General features: G+C 62.8%; 16 protein-coding genes. 6 read left to right on the plus strand and 10 right to left on the minus strand.

Features of this window, described 5'->3' with window-relative positions; all coding sequences use genetic code 11:
- Position 1 precedes the first annotated feature (1 nt).
- From LMTR21_RS39145 to LMTR21_RS39175, 7 genes are all read right to left on the minus strand, one after another.
- A complete protein-coding gene (locus tag LMTR21_RS39145) occupies positions 2–1,762 on the minus strand; it encodes an alkaline phosphatase (RefSeq protein ID WP_187399285.1) in 1,761 nt (586 codons plus the stop codon).
- 126 nt (positions 1,763–1,888) lie between these two features.
- Positions 1,889–3,226, minus strand: a complete 1,338-nt coding sequence (gene argG, locus LMTR21_RS39150; protein WP_065753882.1) for an argininosuccinate synthase — start codon at positions 3,224–3,226, stop codon at positions 1,889–1,891.
- 215 nt (positions 3,227–3,441) lie between these two features.
- Positions 3,442–4,203 carry a phosphatase PAP2 family protein gene (locus tag LMTR21_RS39155; protein WP_065753883.1) on the minus strand — a complete coding sequence of 254 codons (762 nt, stop codon included), beginning with the start codon at positions 4,201–4,203 and terminating at the stop codon, positions 3,442–3,444.
- A gap of 82 nt (positions 4,204–4,285) precedes the next feature.
- Entirely contained in the window at positions 4,286–4,777 is a 492-nt protein-coding gene (locus LMTR21_RS39160; RefSeq protein ID WP_065753884.1) for a hypothetical protein, read from the minus strand.
- Positions 4,778–4,865: 88 nt separating this feature from the next.
- Positions 4,866–6,065, minus strand: a complete 1,200-nt coding sequence (rlmN, locus tag LMTR21_RS39165) for a dual-specificity RNA methyltransferase RlmN (RefSeq protein ID WP_065753885.1) — start codon at positions 6,063–6,065, stop codon at positions 4,866–4,868.
- Positions 6,066–6,231: 166 nt separating this feature from the next.
- A complete protein-coding gene (locus LMTR21_RS39170) occupies positions 6,232–6,861 on the minus strand; it encodes an invasion associated locus B family protein (RefSeq protein WP_430642614.1) in 630 nt (209 codons plus the stop codon).
- Between the two features lie 193 nt (positions 6,862–7,054).
- A complete protein-coding gene (locus LMTR21_RS39175; RefSeq protein WP_065753936.1) occupies positions 7,055–7,894 on the minus strand; it encodes an SDR family oxidoreductase in 840 nt (279 codons plus the stop codon).
- A 112-nt stretch (positions 7,895–8,006) separates the two neighbouring features.
- Between LMTR21_RS39175 and LMTR21_RS39180 the strand changes: the two genes are divergently transcribed.
- The 3 genes from LMTR21_RS39180 to LMTR21_RS39190 all read left to right on the plus strand — a co-directional run bounded on the left by LMTR21_RS39180 (position 8,007) and on the right by LMTR21_RS39190 (position 11,748).
- Positions 8,007–8,981: an NADPH:quinone oxidoreductase family protein gene (locus tag LMTR21_RS39180; protein ID WP_065753886.1), complete on the plus strand. Its 975-nt coding sequence runs from the start codon at positions 8,007–8,009 to the stop codon at positions 8,979–8,981.
- 325 nt (positions 8,982–9,306) lie between these two features.
- Complete coding sequence (locus LMTR21_RS39185; protein WP_148636053.1) at positions 9,307–10,422, plus strand: SEL1-like repeat protein; 1,116 nt, start codon at positions 9,307–9,309, stop codon at positions 10,420–10,422.
- 147 nt (positions 10,423–10,569) lie between these two features.
- Positions 10,570–11,748: a TAXI family TRAP transporter solute-binding subunit gene (locus tag LMTR21_RS39190; RefSeq protein ID WP_065753888.1), complete on the plus strand. Its 1,179-nt coding sequence runs from the start codon at positions 10,570–10,572 to the stop codon at positions 11,746–11,748.
- A gap of 21 nt (positions 11,749–11,769) precedes the next feature.
- Here the strand turns inward: LMTR21_RS39190 and LMTR21_RS39195 are convergent, their stop codons facing one another.
- The gene (locus LMTR21_RS39195) at positions 11,770–12,156 is read right to left on the minus strand and encodes a YkvA family protein (RefSeq protein ID WP_065753889.1); all 387 of its coding nucleotides are present in this window, start codon (positions 12,154–12,156) and stop codon (positions 11,770–11,772) included.
- 107 nt (positions 12,157–12,263) lie between these two features.
- Positions 12,264–12,569 (minus strand): 4a-hydroxytetrahydrobiopterin dehydratase, encoded by a 306-nt coding sequence (locus tag LMTR21_RS39200; RefSeq protein WP_065753890.1) that lies wholly within the window; start codon positions 12,567–12,569, stop codon positions 12,264–12,266.
- A 213-nt stretch (positions 12,570–12,782) separates the two neighbouring features.
- On the opposite strand from LMTR21_RS39200, the gene LMTR21_RS39205 reads away from it, so the two are divergent.
- Both LMTR21_RS39205 and LMTR21_RS39210 read left to right on the plus strand, forming a co-directional pair.
- Complete coding sequence (locus LMTR21_RS39205; RefSeq protein WP_084030685.1) at positions 12,783–14,204, plus strand: TAXI family TRAP transporter solute-binding subunit; 1,422 nt, start codon at positions 12,783–12,785, stop codon at positions 14,202–14,204.
- A 210-nt stretch (positions 14,205–14,414) separates the two neighbouring features.
- Positions 14,415–15,974 (plus strand): alkaline phosphatase D family protein, encoded by a 1,560-nt coding sequence (locus LMTR21_RS39210; protein ID WP_065753892.1) that lies wholly within the window; start codon positions 14,415–14,417, stop codon positions 15,972–15,974.
- Positions 15,975–15,981: 7 nt separating this feature from the next.
- Here LMTR21_RS39210 and LMTR21_RS39215 read toward each other — a convergent pair whose 3' ends face one another.
- A complete protein-coding gene (locus LMTR21_RS39215) occupies positions 15,982–16,362 on the minus strand; it encodes a response regulator (protein WP_065753893.1) in 381 nt (126 codons plus the stop codon).
- A 196-nt stretch (positions 16,363–16,558) separates the two neighbouring features.
- Between LMTR21_RS39215 and LMTR21_RS39220 the strand changes: the two genes are divergently transcribed.
- Positions 16,559–17,314, plus strand: coding sequence for a Crp/Fnr family transcriptional regulator (locus LMTR21_RS39220; protein WP_065753894.1), 756 nt, complete (start codon positions 16,559–16,561; stop codon positions 17,312–17,314).
- The last annotated feature ends 51 nt before the right edge of the window (positions 17,315–17,365 follow it).

Genomic DNA, 17,365 nt, shown 5'->3' on the forward strand with positions numbered 1-17,365 from the left:
ACTACGGCCCCACCGCGGCGAGGCCGAGTGCGTCCGCCATGATGCGGAATACATCGGTGTTATCCATCGAGCCCTGCACCCGCTCGCTCCCCGGCCCGGTTGCCGTCAGGATGACGTCCTCGCCCGAATGCACGCTGGCACCGATCATCGCCGGCAGATTGCCGAAGCGCAGTGCGACGCCCGGGACATCCCTGTATTTGTCATTTGCCTTGAACGTGCCGGCATCATCACCCTTCACCGTCGGCTCGTTGGGATTGTCGAGCTTCGGGCGGAAAGTTTCGTAATGATCCGGCAGGCTGGCGGAAAAGATCGCGAGCCGCCGGCTGACATCCACGCGCGACGGATAACCATCCGCATCGGGAGCCGGATAGTTGGGAAATCCGGCCTTCTCATAGACGCCGACGCGCTCGCGCAGGGAGACGTTGGGCGTCGTGCTCATGTCGTCATTGATGGTTCCGACCAGGCTGTTCGGATGATTGTGGTCGGCCAGCACCAGGATCAGCGTGTCATCGCCGCGAGCGCGCGCCCAGTCGCGTGTCAGGCGAACGGCGTTGTCGAGCATGATCGTGTCGTAGACGGCGCGCTCCATGTCCAGCAGATGCGCGTATTTGTCGATCATCCCGGACTCCACCATCAGGAAGAAGCCGGCCTCGTTCCTTGAGAGCACGTTCAGCGCCGCCTGCACCTGTTCGGTCAAATCGGGCTGCTCGGGAAATTTCTTGACGCCGCCGCCCTTGAGAAACTTGCGATCCAGCGCACCATCCATATTGCCGGTGGCGAACAGCCCGAGCAGTTGACGCGTGTCGGATTTCGCCGCCGACGCATCCAGCTCAGGCTTGGTCATCGCCACCTGATAACCGGCGTCGCGAAAGCGCGCGATGTAATCGACATCGTCCTTGCGCCTGGAACCGGTCGAAGCCTTGGGCAGAAAGTTCGCGCTGCCGCCGCCCATCAGGACGTCCGGCTTCGCCGCGAAAAATTGCTCGACGATCTCGTCATAGGAGGCGCGGCGGCGGGTGTGCGCCACCATCGCGGCCGGCGTCGCGTCCTCGATTTCGGTGTTGGTGACAATGCCGATGCTCATGCCATGCCGCCGCTTCGCCAGGCTGGTGATGGTTTCGACCCTGGGATCGTCGAACGGACTCGCGGTGCGATCGGCATAGACGCCCATCGCATTGACCGCGGTCTTGTGGCCGGTGGCGTAGGCGCTGGCCGCATTCGCCGAATCGGTGATGATGGAGTCGGAGCCGGCGGTGGCGACGAGCGCCATTCGCGGCATGTCGTCGATGGCGAGCTTGCCGCGGCTCTTGCCCTCCGTAATTCCCTTGGAGAGGATGCGCGCGGCGACCCGGTGGGCGGGCGACAAACCGTCGCCGATGAACAGGATCACGTTCTTGGCCTTGCGCGATCCGGTATCGTAGACCGTCCACACGACGCTGCGGTTGCTTGTACCGTCACTGGCCTCGACCGTCACGCTGCCGGGCTTGGACAATACGACATCGCGCAGGATCAACGACGACTGATCCTTGCCGTCTTCGCGATCGACAAAGGTTCCGCTCTGGCCGAGCACGGCGGAATAGTCCGTCCCGTTCACCGTGACTTTCAGTTTCGCCGGGTCGACGCGATCGGGAAATTCGACCTTGAAATCGAAACGGGCACCGGCGAGGATTTCAGCGCGATCGATCGGATAGATCGTTTGAGCTGATGCCGGCGATGCCGACAACAGGACGGTAATGGCGGTGGCGGCGATTGGCTTGATCATGATGGATGCCCCGCGATCGTTGGTGATGCCGCGGCCGGCCGAATTCAACGCCGTGCGCGCTGCGCGGCGAGCCTAGCCGCACAAAATGACGTCTCCGTAACACGAGGAGCCGAAACTCCGCGTGGCTCAACCCTTGTCGCTCTCGAGCTTGAAGATCTCGGAGCCTTCCGCAGGCGACAGCAAACCCGTATCGCCATAGACCTTCAGCTTGGCCCTGGTGTCGGCGATGTCGAGATTGCGCATGGTGAGCTGGCCGATACGGTCGGCCGGCGTGAACGCGGCGTCCTCGACCTTCTCCATGCTCAGCCGTTCCGGCTGATAAGTCAGATTGGGACTCTCGGTGTTCAGGATCGAGTAGTCGTTGCCGCGGCGCAGCTCGAGCGTCACCTCGCCGGTCACGGCACGCGCCACCCAGCGCTGGGCGGTTTCGCGCAGCATCAGCGCCTGCGAATCGAACCATCGGCCCTGATAGAGCAAGCGGCCAAGCCGCATGCCGCTGATCCGGTATTGCTCGATCGTGTCTTCGTTGTGGATGCCAGTGACCAAGCGTTCGTAGGCGATGTGCAAGAGCGCCATGCCGGGGGCTTCATAGATGCCGCGGCTCTTCGCCTCGATGATCCGGTTCTCGATCTGGTCGCTCATGCCAAGGCCATGCCGGCCGCCGATCGCGTTGGCTTCGAGGAACAGCGCGACGGGATCGGTGAATGTCTGGCCGTTCAGCGCGACGGGCTGGCCCTCCTCGAAACGCACGACAATCTTCTCGGCCTTGACGGCGCAGTCGTCGCGCCAGAACGGCACGCCCATGATCGGATTGACGATCTTGATGCCGCTGTCGAGGTTCTCGAGATCCTTTGCCTCATGGGTGGCGCCCAGCAGATTGCTGTCGGTCGAGTACGCCTTTTCGGCGCTCATCTTGTAGGCGAACCCATTGGCGGTCATGAACGCCGACATCTCCGCGCGGCCGCCCAGTTCGTCGATGAACTGCTGGTCGAGCCAGGGCTTGTAGATCCGCAAATTCGGGTTGGTCAAAAGGCCGTAGCGATAGAACCGCTCGATGTCGTTGCCTTTGAAGGTGGAGCCGTCGCCCCAGATGTTGACGCCGTCTTCCTTCATGGCCGAGACCAGCATCGTGCCGGTGACGGCGCGGCCGAGCGGCGTGGTGTTGAAATAGGTGATGCCGCCAGTCGAGACATGGAAGGCGCCGGACTGGATGGCGGCAATCCCTTCATGAACCAGTTGGGTGCGGCAATCGACAAGCCGGGCCTTCTCGCCGCCGAACTCCAGCGCCTTGCGCGGAATCTCGTCATAGTCGGCCTCGTCGGGCTGGCCGAGGTTCGCGGTATAGGCAAAGACGCGCGCGCCCTTTTGCTTCATCCAGAGCAGCGCCGCGCTGGTATCGAGACCGCCGGAGAAAGCGATGCCGACTTTTTCCCCCTTGGGCAGGCTTTTCAGAATCGTACTCATGGAGCTTCCAATCGGTCGAAATGGCGGAGGTCGTTATAGCGTTTTCAAGCGAAGTGGATACCGGTTCGCGTGAAGAAAACGCGTCAAAACAAGAATCTGGAGCTTCGGTTCTGATCCAATCAGAACCGCTGAGCTCTAGTGGCTTGGCCCCGCGCGAATATCAAATTTCGCGCTGACGGGCACGCGTTTAGTGGCCTTTCGCGCCTAAGGTCGGATTACCCCGCCTCGCGCCCGCGCCAGCGCTGCCACAGGCGGTATCCAGGCGAGCCCCAGCGCGCCAGGGCGGCCTCGATCTGCGCATTCGTCAGCCGGGTCGACGGCCAGCGGTAAATAAAGGCATAGGCCAGCCAGATCACGAAAAAGCTGACGAGGCCCGCGGCGGCGACGTCCGTAAAGAAATGCCCGCCGAACGCCATCCGCAGCAGGGAGGTCGCGACCCCGAACAGGGTCGCCGCCACATAGGCCATGGGCCGCCATTGCGGCGGGGTCAGCGCGGCCGGCGCGTAAGCCCAGAACGCCGTGGCGCCCTCGCCGGAGAAGAACGAGCAGTTGCGGCCGCACTCGCCGCGCGGATCCCACCACGGCACGAATTGCCAGGGGCCGTTGAACTCCGTCACCATCACAGGCCGCGGCCGGCCCCAATAGCTCTTGAAGGTGAGATTGGTCAGCACGACCGCAGAGAGCAGGATCGTGACCAGCAGGAACACTGCCGCGCGTCCCGGAACCAGGATCGGCCTATCCGGCCGCATTATTTTGGCGACGATGGCAATCAGTGCGGGCAACGCCAGCGCCCAGGCGATCCACATCGCGCCATCGCGCGCGAACGCGGCCAGCCCGTTCTGCTTCAGCGGAAACGAGGCGCTCGCAGCATCGTAAAACAATGCCGCCAGTTGCAGATCGAGTTCGGGAAAGATTCCAAACAGCAGTCCGATGACGAGCGACAAGCCCAGCGCGATAATAAGTCCGGTACGGTTCATGGCGCGGGGTTTAGCCGAGGCGATTGGGGATGAAAAGGCACAAGCGCGCTTCCCGCCCCCTGGGGGAGACGGGGAGAAAACATCAGGAGAATGGCCGTGACTGCGATGGCAGCGGCGGCGGCGGCCGCAAGGTAGGCGGCGGTTCGCGCCAGGCGCCAGCGGATCGCCCGGCGATCATCCAGTAAACGAGGCCGGCAACGATGCCCGCCCCGGTCATGATTTCGAGGTGGCGGTGCACGATGCCGTCGAAGCGCAGCGATTCCGGATCGAATGGCGTAAGGCCGAGATAGCAGGCCGCGCCGACGATGGCGCCGCCGACGGCGTAAGCGAGCACGCTGCGGATATAGAAAGCCTCGGTAATCAGGACGATGACCAGTGCCGGCAGCAGCGCAAAGCCAGACAGAAAAATGAAGCCGAAGCCGAGCACGACGTTGATCGCGCTCTGGTCGATCGGTACGCCGCCGAGATCGCTGAATTCCGGATACAACACCGCGCCGACCACGATCATCCCGGCCACGAAGCAGGCGGCGAGGAAAGCGAACAGGACGACGAAGATGCGGCCGATTAGTGCCACGGCTTACACCCCGTCATTGCGTACGGCCAACGCGAAACGTTTGCGCGACGGAGCGCAAGCGACGAAGCAATGACGGGATTGCTCATCCTCAATCCGTCATCGCCATGGCGCGCAGTGCCTGGCGCTCGCGTGCGGACAGTTTTTCGGTCTCCGACTTCAGCTGGCCGCAGGCGGCGAGGATGTCGCGGCCGCGCGGGGTGCGCACCGGCGAGGAATAGCCGGCATTGAAGATGTATTCGGAGAACTTTTCGATCTGCTCCCAGTCCGAGCACTCGTAACGCGTGCCCGGCCACGGATTGAACGGGATCAGGTTGATCTTGGCCGGAATGCCCTTGAGCAGCTTCACCAGCAGCTTGGCGTCGTCGAGGGAATCATTGACGCCCTTGAGCATCACATATTCGAAGGTGATGCGGCGCGCGTTCGACGAGCCAGGATAGTCGCGGCAAGCCTGCAGCAGGTCGGCAATCGGATATTTGCGGTTCAGCGGCACCAGCTCGTTGCGCAACTCGTCGCGCACCGCATGCAGCGAGATCGCCAGCATGACGCCGATCTCCTCGCCGGTGCGGATGATGTTGGGCACCACGCCCGAGGTCGACAGCGTGATGCGCCGGCGGGAAATGCCGATGCCTTCATTGTCGGCCACAATCAGCAGCGCGTCGCGCACCGCGTCGAAATTATAGAGCGGCTCGCCCATGCCCATCATGACGATGTTGGTGACGAGGCGGCTGCCGGTCGGCGTCTCGCGATCGGCCCAGTCGTTGAGGCGATCGCGCGCCACCATGATCTGGCCGACGATTTCGCCCGCGGTGAGATTGCGCACCAGCCGCTGCGTGCCGGTGTGACAGAACGAGCAATTCAGCGTGCAGCCGACCTGCGAGGAGACGCAGAGGGTGCCGCGATCGGTCTCGGGAATGTAGACGCACTCGACTTCGTGCGCCTTCTGCAAGGCATCGCCGCTCGGCAGGCGCAACAGCCATTTGCGGGTGCCGTCGTTGGAAATCTGCTCGGCTACCACTTCGGGGCGGTCGACGGTGAAATGCTGTTCGAGCTCTGCGCGCATATCCTTGGAGACACTGGTCATCTCGGCAAAGGATCTGGCGCCGCGAAAATACATCCAGTGCCAGAGCTGCTGCGTGCGCATCTTGCGCTGGGCGGGCGCAATACCGATCTCGCCGAGCCGGTCGGCGATCTCGGCGCGCGACAGGCCGATCAGCGAGGGTTTTGCCGGCGGCACATAGGTTTCGAGCGGAACCTTCTCGAGCGGCGCCACGGAAGATGAAAGCGTCATTTACTCACACGGGATCGTTGAGGCGTAGGGTGGGCCAAAGCGCAGCGTACCCACCAGAAACGTTAATGGTGGGCACGGCGCTGCGCGACTTTGCCCACCCGACAAGTACACTCAAATAGGACTTCCAGAGCCCTTAAACAACGCCATTTTGGGGCTTAAAAGCCGCCTAGCGCTTGCAATCCTGCGCCAGCCGGTCGAGTGCCTGGGACAGCCCCTTCAGCGAGAAGATGTCGGTGGTCTCGGTGCCCTTGGCCGAAATGCCCTTGACGGTGACTTCGGCGGATTTGCGCATGGCGCTGACCATCTGCTCTTCCTCCGCGGCGTTCTTGATCCAGAGCCCGTCGCCCTGGGTGTACATCGCGTAGGCAGCGCCGCCGACCTCGAGTGACGATTCCGATCCCGGCTTCAGCGCATAGCCCATCATGATCGAAACTTCGTTGACGACCCTTTCGGCGGGCCGCGTCGAGACGAATGCGTAGGCGGGATCGCGCGGACGATTCGGCGGATTGGTTTTGGACGACGACGGCTTCGCCAACGCGAAGCAAACCTTCCTGCCGTTCGGTGTCGCCGTGTAGGCACCCCAGGTGCCGTACTGGCCGATCAGGGTCGGCTCCGCGCCACCTGCGGCAGCGGCTGCGGCCGACTCCGGCTTGGCAGGTTGCTTGGCCGCCGGTGCAGGCGCAGACTTCGCCGCATCCTTGGCGTTCTCCTTGGCACCCTTCGAAGCAGTGCCCTGTGCCTGTGCGAGGGATGTCGCCCCGCACAACGCCGCAATCGCAACCAGAAATGTCAGTATTCGCAACACGGACAACTGGTTCCCTTATCATTGTGACTGGATGATGGCCCGGGGGCGCATCGCGCCGCCGGGGATGGATAGCCGGGAAATGCTTTTTTGGGAAGGCGGTTACATCGCTGTCACCGCTGTGGCGACCCTTCGTCTCAGGTCGCTTTCAGCGAATCAGAGCACGGGCTTCGGTTTCTGCCCCTTATCATCCTTTGGGACGACGCTCGCGCTGCTTCTGCCACTGCGCATCGGTCCATTGCAGCAGATCCTCGGCGCCGGAACTGCGCAAATGCGAGCCGCCATCCTGCACTACCATCTCACCATTGATATAGCCGGCCTGATCCGAAATCAGGAAGCTCGCGAGGTTCGCAAGTTCGTCATGCTCGCCGGCGCGGCCGAGCGGATTGCGCTGCGCCCAGCTTTCATCGCGGCCCTCGGGACGAAGCTGACCCGAGGCGCCCGGCGTCGGAAACGCGCCGGGCGCGATCGCGACCGTGCGCACCCCCTTTGGTCCCCACTCCACTGCAAGGCTTTTGGTCATCGCGAGCACGGCGGATTTCGCCATCGCCGAGGGCACTGTGAAGGCGCGGCCGGTGATGGTCGAGGTCGAGAGAATGCTTAAGACCACGCCCTTATGCTTGCCGTCGATCCACCGCCTGCCCGCGGCGAGCGTGCAATACATCGCACCGTGCAGTGTCGGCGCCAGGATCGCGTCGGCGGCGCGGAACGACAAATGTTCGGTCTGGGCGATGAAGGTCGCGGCAGCATTGTTGACCAGAACGTCGATCGGCGCCGCGCGCCAGATCTGGTCCATCATCGCATCGACCGCGGCACCGTCGCGGATATCGCATTGCGCGACCGTGACCTTGCCGCCGAGTTCATCGCGCATCTGCGCTGCCGTCGTCTCCAGCAATTCGAGCCGGCGCCCGCAAATGATCAGTTCCGCGCCGAGCTCGACGAAGCGGCGCCCCATCGCAGCCCCGAGGCCCGAGCCGCCGCCGGTGACCAATATCCGCTTCCCCGCCAGCAAGCCCTTTTCAAACATCGTTTGAATCCCCTTGAACCACCATGAGGCCATGCATCCGAATCGGATTGTAGCCCGGCTTCAAATCCGGCATGAAGTTGCAAGCCTTCCGGTCCGACAATCAGGTGCGTCCATGAAAGCCATTCTCTGCTCGCAATATTGCCAACCCGACGATCTCGTGCTGGCCGACGTGCCCGATCCGGTCGCCGAACCGGGACAGGCCGTGATCGCGATCAAGGCGGCCGCGCTGAATTTCTTCGACATCCTGATGATCCAGGGCAAGTACCAGATCAAGCCGCCGTTCCCGTTCTCGCCGGCCGCCGAGGTCGCCGGCGTGATCGAAAGTGTCGGCGCCGGCGTTACCGACCTGAAGGTCGGCGACCGCGTGGTGGCCTCGTGCGGCCATAACGGCGCACGCGAGAAGATCGCGCTTCCGGCGAATTCGATCGTGAAGATCCCCGACAATCTGGATTTCGATCGCGCCGCCGGGATCATCATCATCTACGGCACCGCGCTGCATGCGCTGGAAGATCGCGCCAGCCCGAAGCCCGGCGAGACGCTCGCCGTGCTGGGCGCCGCCGGCGGCACCGGTCTTGCGGCCTGCGAGCTCGGCAAGCTGATGGGCCTGAAGGTGATCGCCTGCGCCTCGTCGGACGAGAAGCTCGAGTTTGCCAAGGCGCATGGCGCCGAACTGACGCTGAATTACAGCAAGGAAGACCTGAAAGAGGGCTTGCGCCGGCTCACCGGAGGCAAGGGCGCCGACATTATATTCGATCCGGTCGGCGGTACTTACGCCGAGGCCGCCTTGCGCGCGATCGCCTGGGAAGGCCGCTTCCTGGTGATCGGCTTTGCCGCGGGCGACATTCCGAAGATGCCGCTCAACCTCGCGCTACTCAAAGGTTGCGACATCCGCGGCGTGTTCTGGGGCGCCTGGACCAGGGTCAATCCGGAAAAGAACCGCGCCAACCTGGAAAAGCTCGTGAAGTGGACTGCGGAAGGCAAGATCTCCTCCCACGTCGACCGCACCTTCCCGCTGGCACAGACCGCCGATGCCCTCAAGGTGCTGGCCGGCCGCAAGGCGATGGGCAAGGTGATCCTGCATCCCTGAGAGGGAACCGGGCCCTCTATTGAATTGCCGTCAGCTGGAAAAAGCGAAAACGGCCCGTGGCTTGCTCGGGCCGTTTTTGTTCCACCTTTTCATATCACTGATATGGCTTCTCGGTAACAATGCGTGTTTCTGAACGGCGTCATGCCGCTTGCCCGCCTTAATCATACCAAAAAATTTCCTAATTCCCCCCGGCGATTGTCGTTTTTTGAACCCATTCCGTGTGCGATTTTAGCCGCCGGATGAGGGGGCTCCTGTACGTCAACAAGAGCAAGAAGCAAGTACAGGGGACGCCCGTTAGTTGCGTTCGGTAGTGGGGAGCATCACCATGGCGGAAAATACCAGGCCTGTTCAGGCGAGAGATCCGTTCGACAGGTTTGACGAAGCCATCAGCGATCCCAGGCTGTATGAGGCCGATCAACCTCGATACGAACAGCTCCGCTACGAACCCCGATACGACGAGCCTCAATACCAACAATCTCAATACGAGCAGTCCCAATACGACCAGCCGCAATATGCGCAGCCTTTTGCGCCGGCTTTCGATCGGACAGATGTACTGCCGGAAGATCTGCCGCCGCACGAAGCGGTGCCGCTCTTCCTCTCCAACTACGAGGAAGAGTCGCATCAGCAGCTTTCCGAATATTCGTTCGGCAGCGGGAGGTTCGGCAGCGGCGGGCTGAAGAAGGCCCGCGCCGGGCGCATCGTGACCGGCGTCGCCGTGGTTTCGGCGATTGCGGCGGTTCTCGCGCTGTTCTCCATCGACTCGACGCGTGCCGTCATCTTCAACGCCTCGCTCGGCGGCGGCGGAGGCGGCAGTGCGCCGCCTCCTGCCCAGCTCGCTGCGGCGGTACCCGAGCCGGCACCGCAACCGGCGCGCGTTGCTGCGCCGCCGCTAGCCGCAGAACCGGCCGGCGCGGAGATGGCAGCCGCTCGCCGCTCGCCTGCCAACGCAATGGCATCCGCGTCGCCGTCCCGTGACGAAATCGCCGCCGCCTATCAGACCGCGCTAAAGGGCAACAAGGTCGCGGTGCCCGAGCCAGTGGCGCGCGAAGCCTCCCGCGAAGTGGTTGCTGCGATCAATCCGGTGACCCCGGCTGTTGCTGCGGTCGCGCCGACGGTTCGTGAGCCGGCGCCCGTCACGCAAGCGGCCCCTCCTCCGGCACGACGCATCGATCCGGACGAACTCGCGGCGCTGCTGAAGCGGGCGAAGGGCCTGCTTGCGATCGGCGATATTACTTCCGCCCGACTATTGCTTGAGCGCGCGGCAGACGCGCAGGAGCCGGAGGCAGCATTGATGCTGGCCGGCACGTATGATCCGCAAGTGCTGGGCAGCCAGGATTTGCGGAGCGTCACACCCGATCCCGCGGCGGCGAAGGTCTGGTACCAGAAGGCCGCCCAGCTCGGTTCGGCCGACGCGAGGCGGCGTCTCGGCCAGTTGCAATAGAGCATGATCCGGAAAAGGGTGTAGCGGTTTTCCGAAAAAGTCCTGCTCAGAACAAAAGATAAAGCGAGATGACGATTCGAAGAAAAGTCATCACGCTTTGGGCAATTACTCAAGAAAATTACTCACGACCAGCGCATAGAGGAACCCATGCGACACTTATTGGGAATGGCATTGCTTGCCATGACGGTGGCATGCAGCAATACGGCGGCCAAGGCCGCTGATACGGAGTACGACCCGGCCAAAGTAAGCGAAAGTCTGAAGGCCATTTTCCAGTTCGGCTCAGTCGCCACCAAGCAGGCGCTGAACGCCAACACAGTCACACTGATTTCCGGAACGATCGGCGGCACCTATGTGCAATTCGGCGCCGACCTCGCTTCCGTGCTCGACGATGGGAACAAGTTGCGCGTACTCCCCATCGTCGGGCGCGGTTCAGTGCAGAGCGTGGCCGACATCCTGTTCCTGCAGGGTGTCGACCTCGGCATCGTGCGCGCCGACACGCTCGACTATCTCGAGAAGAAGGGCTTTGCGAAGGACATCAAGAAGCAGTTCACCTATGTGACCAAGCTCTACAATGAAGAGATGTACGTCCTTGCGTCGAAGTCGATAACGAACATCAACCAGCTCAACGGCAAGAAGGTCAGCGTCGACCTTCCCAATGGCGGCACCTTCGTCACTGCGGCAATCGTTTTCGAGCGGCTCGGCATCAAGCCGAACTTCCTCTATATCGAGCAGCGCATCGCGATGGAGAAGATGCGGGCGGGCGAGATCGACGCGGTGATTGCCGTCGGCGGCAAGCCGTACAAGTCCGTCGCAGCATTCAAGGACGACCGCTTCCATATGGTTCCGGTCGACTATTCAAAGCCACTGCAGGGCGACTATCTGCCCGCGGTACTGACCTCGAAGGATTATCCCAACCTGATCGCGGAAGGGGCGAAGGTCGATACCATTGCCGTGCCTGCGGTGCTCGCGGCCTACAATTGGGCGCCCAACACCGACCGCTACCGCAAGCTGGCCCAGTTCGTGGACGCCTTCTTCACCAAGTTCCCGACGTTCCAGAACCCGCCATTCCATCCGAAGTGGAAGGAAGTCTCGCTGGCGGCGCCGTTGCCGGACTGGCAGCGCCTTCCGGTTGCCGAACAGTGGCTCAAGACCCGCAATATCGAGGCGGTGTCGCGCGCCAGGTTCGATGAATTCCTGAAACAGAGCCCGACCACCGCAGCAGGCGTAAAGTCGGACGCGGACAAGGAAGCCCTGTTCAAGCAGTTCCAGGCCTGGGAAGCCGAGCGAAGCGCGAGAGCGCAAGGTCCCGCGCCGACGCAGCGCTAGCCGTAGCTGATGAGGCGACGGCTATTCCGTCGCCTCGGCGGTGTCGATCCCGCGCTTGAGTGCAGCGCGGGCGGCATCACGATGCTCCTGCGTGATGTGGCTCGCGACCATGCGGATGGCGGTGGCCAGAACGGCGGCATCGTCGGTGAAGCCGAGCAATGGCAGCACGTCCGGCATGAAATCGAACGGCACGATGAAATAGGCGACGGCGCCAAGCAGCGCCGCCTGCACATGCCGCGGCGTCTCCTTGTCGAACGCACAGTAATAGGCCGCGAGCAGGTCTTCGGCGAAGGGAAGCTGCGCCACCACCTGCTTGAGCTTGATCCAGAAGCGCCGGCGCACGCTCTCCTGATCCCGCGCCAGCCGGTCGGCCGGTTCGAAACCCATGCTGTGGTCGGACGATGCCATTGCGGCGCTCCCCTCAAGAGTCGGGCGCGGCAGATCGCCGCCTCCACCCAACATAACGATGAATTGGGGATGTCGACCCCGCCACGCAAGATCGCAGGCCACCCAACTCAGGCGACGCCCAATTGCCGCGCGATCGCGTTCATGGCCTTCGCCAGATCGATGTCGCGCCGGGTCACGCCGCCGGCGTCATGGGTCGCGAGCACGACTTCCACCGTCTTGTAGACGTTCTTCCATTCCGGATGATGATCGTTCTTCTCGGCCACCAGGGCGGCGCGGGACATGAATCCGAAAGCCTCGTTGAAGTCCCTGAAGGTGAAGGTGCGCTGGATCGCCTCGCGTCCTGATACCTCGGACCAGCCGGAAAGTTCCGCCAGGGCTGATTTGCGCGCCTCCGACGACAGCCGTTCCACCATGATCGTCTCCCGTTTCAGACAGCCTCTCCACCCTAACACCGAAGGCCACATCGGCCCGCCCCAAAATGGGCCGCAAGGCATCCAATGCCCGCTTGGGGACGCCGGTAACCATGACGCAGATGTAATAATCGTTAGGCGGGGGAATTTGCTAGGATGCCGGCGTAACCGTGCCGACGGCATAAAATTGTACCTCGAACGATTACCCAGGGATTGATGACCGACGGCCCCCATTCTGAGGCAATGCCGGCCCCGCCCTCGCCCCGCTCCGCGAAACGACGGCTGACGTTCGTCACCCTGGCTGGCGTGCTCGCCATCGTCGGCGCGCTGGCGGCCGGCTATTATTTTGCCATGCGGCCCGTGACCTTGCGGATCGCCGTCGGCCCTGCCGCCAGCGACGACCTCAAGGTGGTTCAGAACCTGGCGCAGGCCTTCAATAACCAGCGCAACAGCCTGGTCCGGCTGCGTCCGGTGCAGACCGACGGCGCGATTGCCAGCGCCAACCTGCTCGGAGAAGGCAAGGCCGACCTCGCCATCATCCGGGGCGACCTCGACGTACCGAAGAATGCGCAGGCGGTGGCGACGCTGCGCAAGAACGTCGTAGTGCTATGGGTCGTGTCGGCCGGCAAGAGCAAGGGCAAGAAGGCCGCCCCCGGCGTCACGAAAATCGGCCAGCTCGCCGGACGCCGCATTGCCGTCGTTGGCCGCACCCAGGCCAACGTCAATCTGCTGAAGGTGATCCTGCGGCAATACGGCGTGGATCCGGCCAAGGTCGAGATCGTCCAGTTCCCCGCCAACGAGGCCGCGGAGGCCATCCGCCATCAGAAGGCAGATGCCTATCTCGCCGCCGGCCCGGTCAACAGCAAGATCACGGCAGACGCGATCGCCGCATCGGTGCGCGACGGCGGCACGCCGAAATTCCTCGCGATCGATTCTGCCGAGGCGATTGCACAGAACTTTCCTGCCTACGAGGCCGCCGAAATCCCGGCGGGCGCTTTTGGCAGCGCGCCAGGCCGGCCCGAGGAAGAGGTCAAAACCATCAGTTTTGCGCATCACATCGTGGCGCGCCGAGGCATTTCGGAATCGACCGTCGCGATCTTTACGCGGCAGTTGTTTGCGATCCGCCAGAACTTGAAGAACGATTTTCCGCTCGCCGCCAAGATCGAGACGCCCGATACCGACAAGGACGCCACGATCCCCGTGCATCCCGGCGCCGCCGCCTTTGTCGACGGTGAGGAAAAAACCTTCCTCGACCGCTACAGCGACTACATCTGGTGGAGCCTGATGGCGCTATCGGCGATGGGCTCTGCCGGCGCCTGGTTCGCCGGATATCTCAAGAAGGACGAGCGCAACGTCAACGTCTCACAGCGCGACCGGCTGCTCGACATGCTCACCGCCGCCCGCCAATGCGATTCGATGGAAGAGCTCGACCAGATGCAGGCGGAAGCGGATGACATCCTGCGCCACACGCTGGAATGCTACGAGCATGGCACGATCGAGGAAGGCACATTGACCGCGTTCAACATCGCGATCGAGCAGTTCCACAACGCGGTGGCCGACCGCAAGACGTTGTTGATGAGCATGCCGCAGAACCTGCAGCGGGCGAGCGCGCAATTCCGCGCGGCCAGCAATGCCTGAGCTGCCAATCCGGTAATCGAACCGTCATCAATTCCGTCTAAAGCGGGGTGACGAATCGTCATCCCGCTTTATCTTTTTGTTTGAGCATGATCTCCGCGCAAACGCGTTCGCGTTTGTCGCGAGGGAAAACCGCTGCACACTTTTCCGGATCATGCTCTGGCCCTCTCGGCACTTTCCGCGCATTCTGGCCGCGGAATAGCGGGGGCTCGTATGACGTTCAGGATTTCAGGCAGGATTTCCCGCCGGCGCTTTCTCGCCACGACGGGCGCGGGCGCTGTCGCACTTGCAACGCCCTATCTCAGCCGCGCCGCCGACCGGCCACTCATCACCTCCGGCGTGCAATCCGGCGATGTCGGCACCGACGGCGGCGTGGTATGGGCGCGCGCCGATCGTCCCTCGCAAATGCTGGTCGAGGTCGCCACCTCGGATTCCTTTGCCAATGCGCGGTCGCTGCCACCGATTGCAGCCCTTCCCGAAAGCGACTTCACCGCAAAGATGCTGTTGGAGAACCTGCCTGCCGGGCAGGATATTTTCTACCGCGTCAGGTTTCGCGACCTCGCGCATATCGGCGTTGAAAGCGAGCCGGTGGTCGGGCGCTTCCGCACCGCGCCAGCCGATCGCCGCGACGTCAGTTTCGTCTGGGGCGGCGACGTTGCCGGACAGGGCTGGGGTATCAACCCGGATGACGGTGGCATGTTGACCTTCGCCACCATGCGCAAGCATCGGCCGGATTTCCTGCTGCACTCCGGCGACACCATCTATGCCGACGGACCACTCAAGAGCGAGGTAACGCTTGCCGACGGCAAGGTCTGGAAGAACGTGACGACGCCTGAGAAGGAAAAGGTTGCCGAAACGCTCGACGAATTCCGCGGCGCGCACCGGTACAATTTCATGGACGAGCATTTGCGCGCGTTTAATGCCGAGGTGCCCGTGTTCGTGCAGTGGGACGACCATGAGGTCGTCAACAACTGGTCATCCTCCAAGGAATTGCCTGCCGCCTACAAGGAGCGCAACATCGCCCTGCTCGCCGCCCGCGCGGCGCGCGCCTTCCACGAAATGTATCCGATCCGCGAGAGCATCACGGAGCCGGGGCGGGTCTACCGCACGCTCTATTACGGACCGCATCTCGACGTATTCATGCTGGACGAGCGCAGCTATCGCGGACCGAATGGTCCGAACCAGCAGACCGCTTACGGACCCGAAAGCTATTTCCTCGGGCCCGAACAGCTCGCCTGGTTGAAACGCGGACTGATGAATTCGCGCGCCACCTGGAAGGTGATCGCATCCGACATGCCGCTCAGCATCATCGTCTATGACGATGCCCGCAACAAGAAGGGCTCGGAGGCCGTTGCGCAGGGCGACGGCCCGCCGCGCGGTCGCGAACTGGAGATCGCCGATCTCCTGCGCTTCATCAAGACATCAGGCGTGGTCAACACCGTGTGGCTGACCGCGGATGTGCACTACGCGGCCGCGCACTACTACAATCCCGACAAGGCGCAGTTCGGGGAATTCGACCCGTTCTGGGAGTTTGTCGCCGGTCCGTTCCACGCCGGCACATTCGGTCCGAACGACCTCGACAATACCTTCGGTCCCGAAGTGAAGTTCATCAAGGCGGCGGGGCCCGGCAATCAAAACCTGCCGCCGTCCGCCGGCATGCAGTTCTTCGGTCACGTCAGGATCGACGGAAGCAGCGGGCAGATGACGGTGACCTTGCGCGACCGCGCCGATGTTGCACTGTGGTCGACGACGCTCGATCCCAAGCTGGTCTAGCGGCCGCTCAAGACCTCGCGCCGCGGCGCATTAGCATCGTCTCGAGCGCATCCGCCGAACAGGGCTTGGGCAGCCGCGGCTTGGTCGCGAATGCCTCCGGCAGCGCGGCGTCGGCGCCATAGCCGGTGACGAAGGCAAACGGAATTTTCAGCGCTTCCAGCCGTTCGGCCACCGCAAAGCTCTTCTCGCTGACAAGGCTGACATCGAGCAGCGCAAATTCCGGCGGCCGGTCCGCGATCAGTTCGAGCGCCTTGGTCACGTTCGCCGCGATCCGCACCGTCTTCACGCCAAAAGCCAAAATCGTGTCTTCGAAGTCGAGCGCGATGATCGGATCATCTTCGACGACCAGCACGTCGCCGGGCATGCCGTCATGGGAGGCGCGGTCCATGTTCTCGCCAGTTCAAGGTTCAGACGTGATCGGGAATCCGGGCCGAAGCCCCGGGGGCTGGCGACTGACGCCTGCAAAGCGCATCTGCCGGTTCCGGAACTGAAACCACCACATGTCCGTTCTACCGTCTGTCCACTTGTGCACACATCGGTGCGCCAAACCGATTATTGTCCGTTGGAGGGAACGAGGAACCTTCATGCCTACGCGACAAAAAGGGATTGCCGGCGAGCGGCCGTTCAACAATCTGCTGCGCCGTTTGAACGATGCCGATTTCGCGTTGATCCAACCGCATCTCGTCGCGGCCGACAACCATCCGAACGACCTGCTCTACAGTCCCGGCGACAATGTCGAGACGGTGCATTTCCCCTGCGGCCCCAGCCTCGTCTCCTACATGGTCGCCAGCGAGGACGGCCGTGACGTCGAAACCATCCTGATCGGCCGCGAAGGCGCGGTCGGCGGCATCGTCAGCCAGGGCCACCTGCCCGCCTATACCCGCATCACCGTCAAGTTCGCCGGACCGTTCGTGCGCCTCCCGGTAGGAAAGCTCGATGCGGCAAAATCGAAATCGCGCACGCTGAGCAACATCTTCGCGCGCTATGCGGATTGCATGCTGGCGCAGATCTTCCAGTCCACCGCCTGCAACGCGATCCATTCGATCGAGCAGCGTACCGCGAAATGGATCATATCGGCGATGGAGCGCACCGATGGCGAGGACACCGTGCCGCTGACGCACGAGCAACTGGCGACCCTGCTCGGCGTCGGCCGCTCCTACACCAGCCGGGTGATCCAGACTTTCAAGGCGGAAGGCACGCTGGAAACCCGGCGCGGTTCGATCGTGATCCGCAACCCGGATGTGCTGCGGAACCGGTCCTGCCGCTGCAATGAGGCCGTGAAAGGCCATTTTGACGAGGTTTTGCGGGGGGTCTACCCCGACCCCGGGCAGGACAATTAGGGTCGGTGCCAGATCCAAATCAGGTCCAAAATCGGCTAACCAAATGCCAAA

The organism is Bradyrhizobium paxllaeri (assembly GCF_001693515.2).
Lineage (GTDB): Bacteria > Pseudomonadota > Alphaproteobacteria > Rhizobiales > Xanthobacteraceae > Bradyrhizobium > Bradyrhizobium paxllaeri.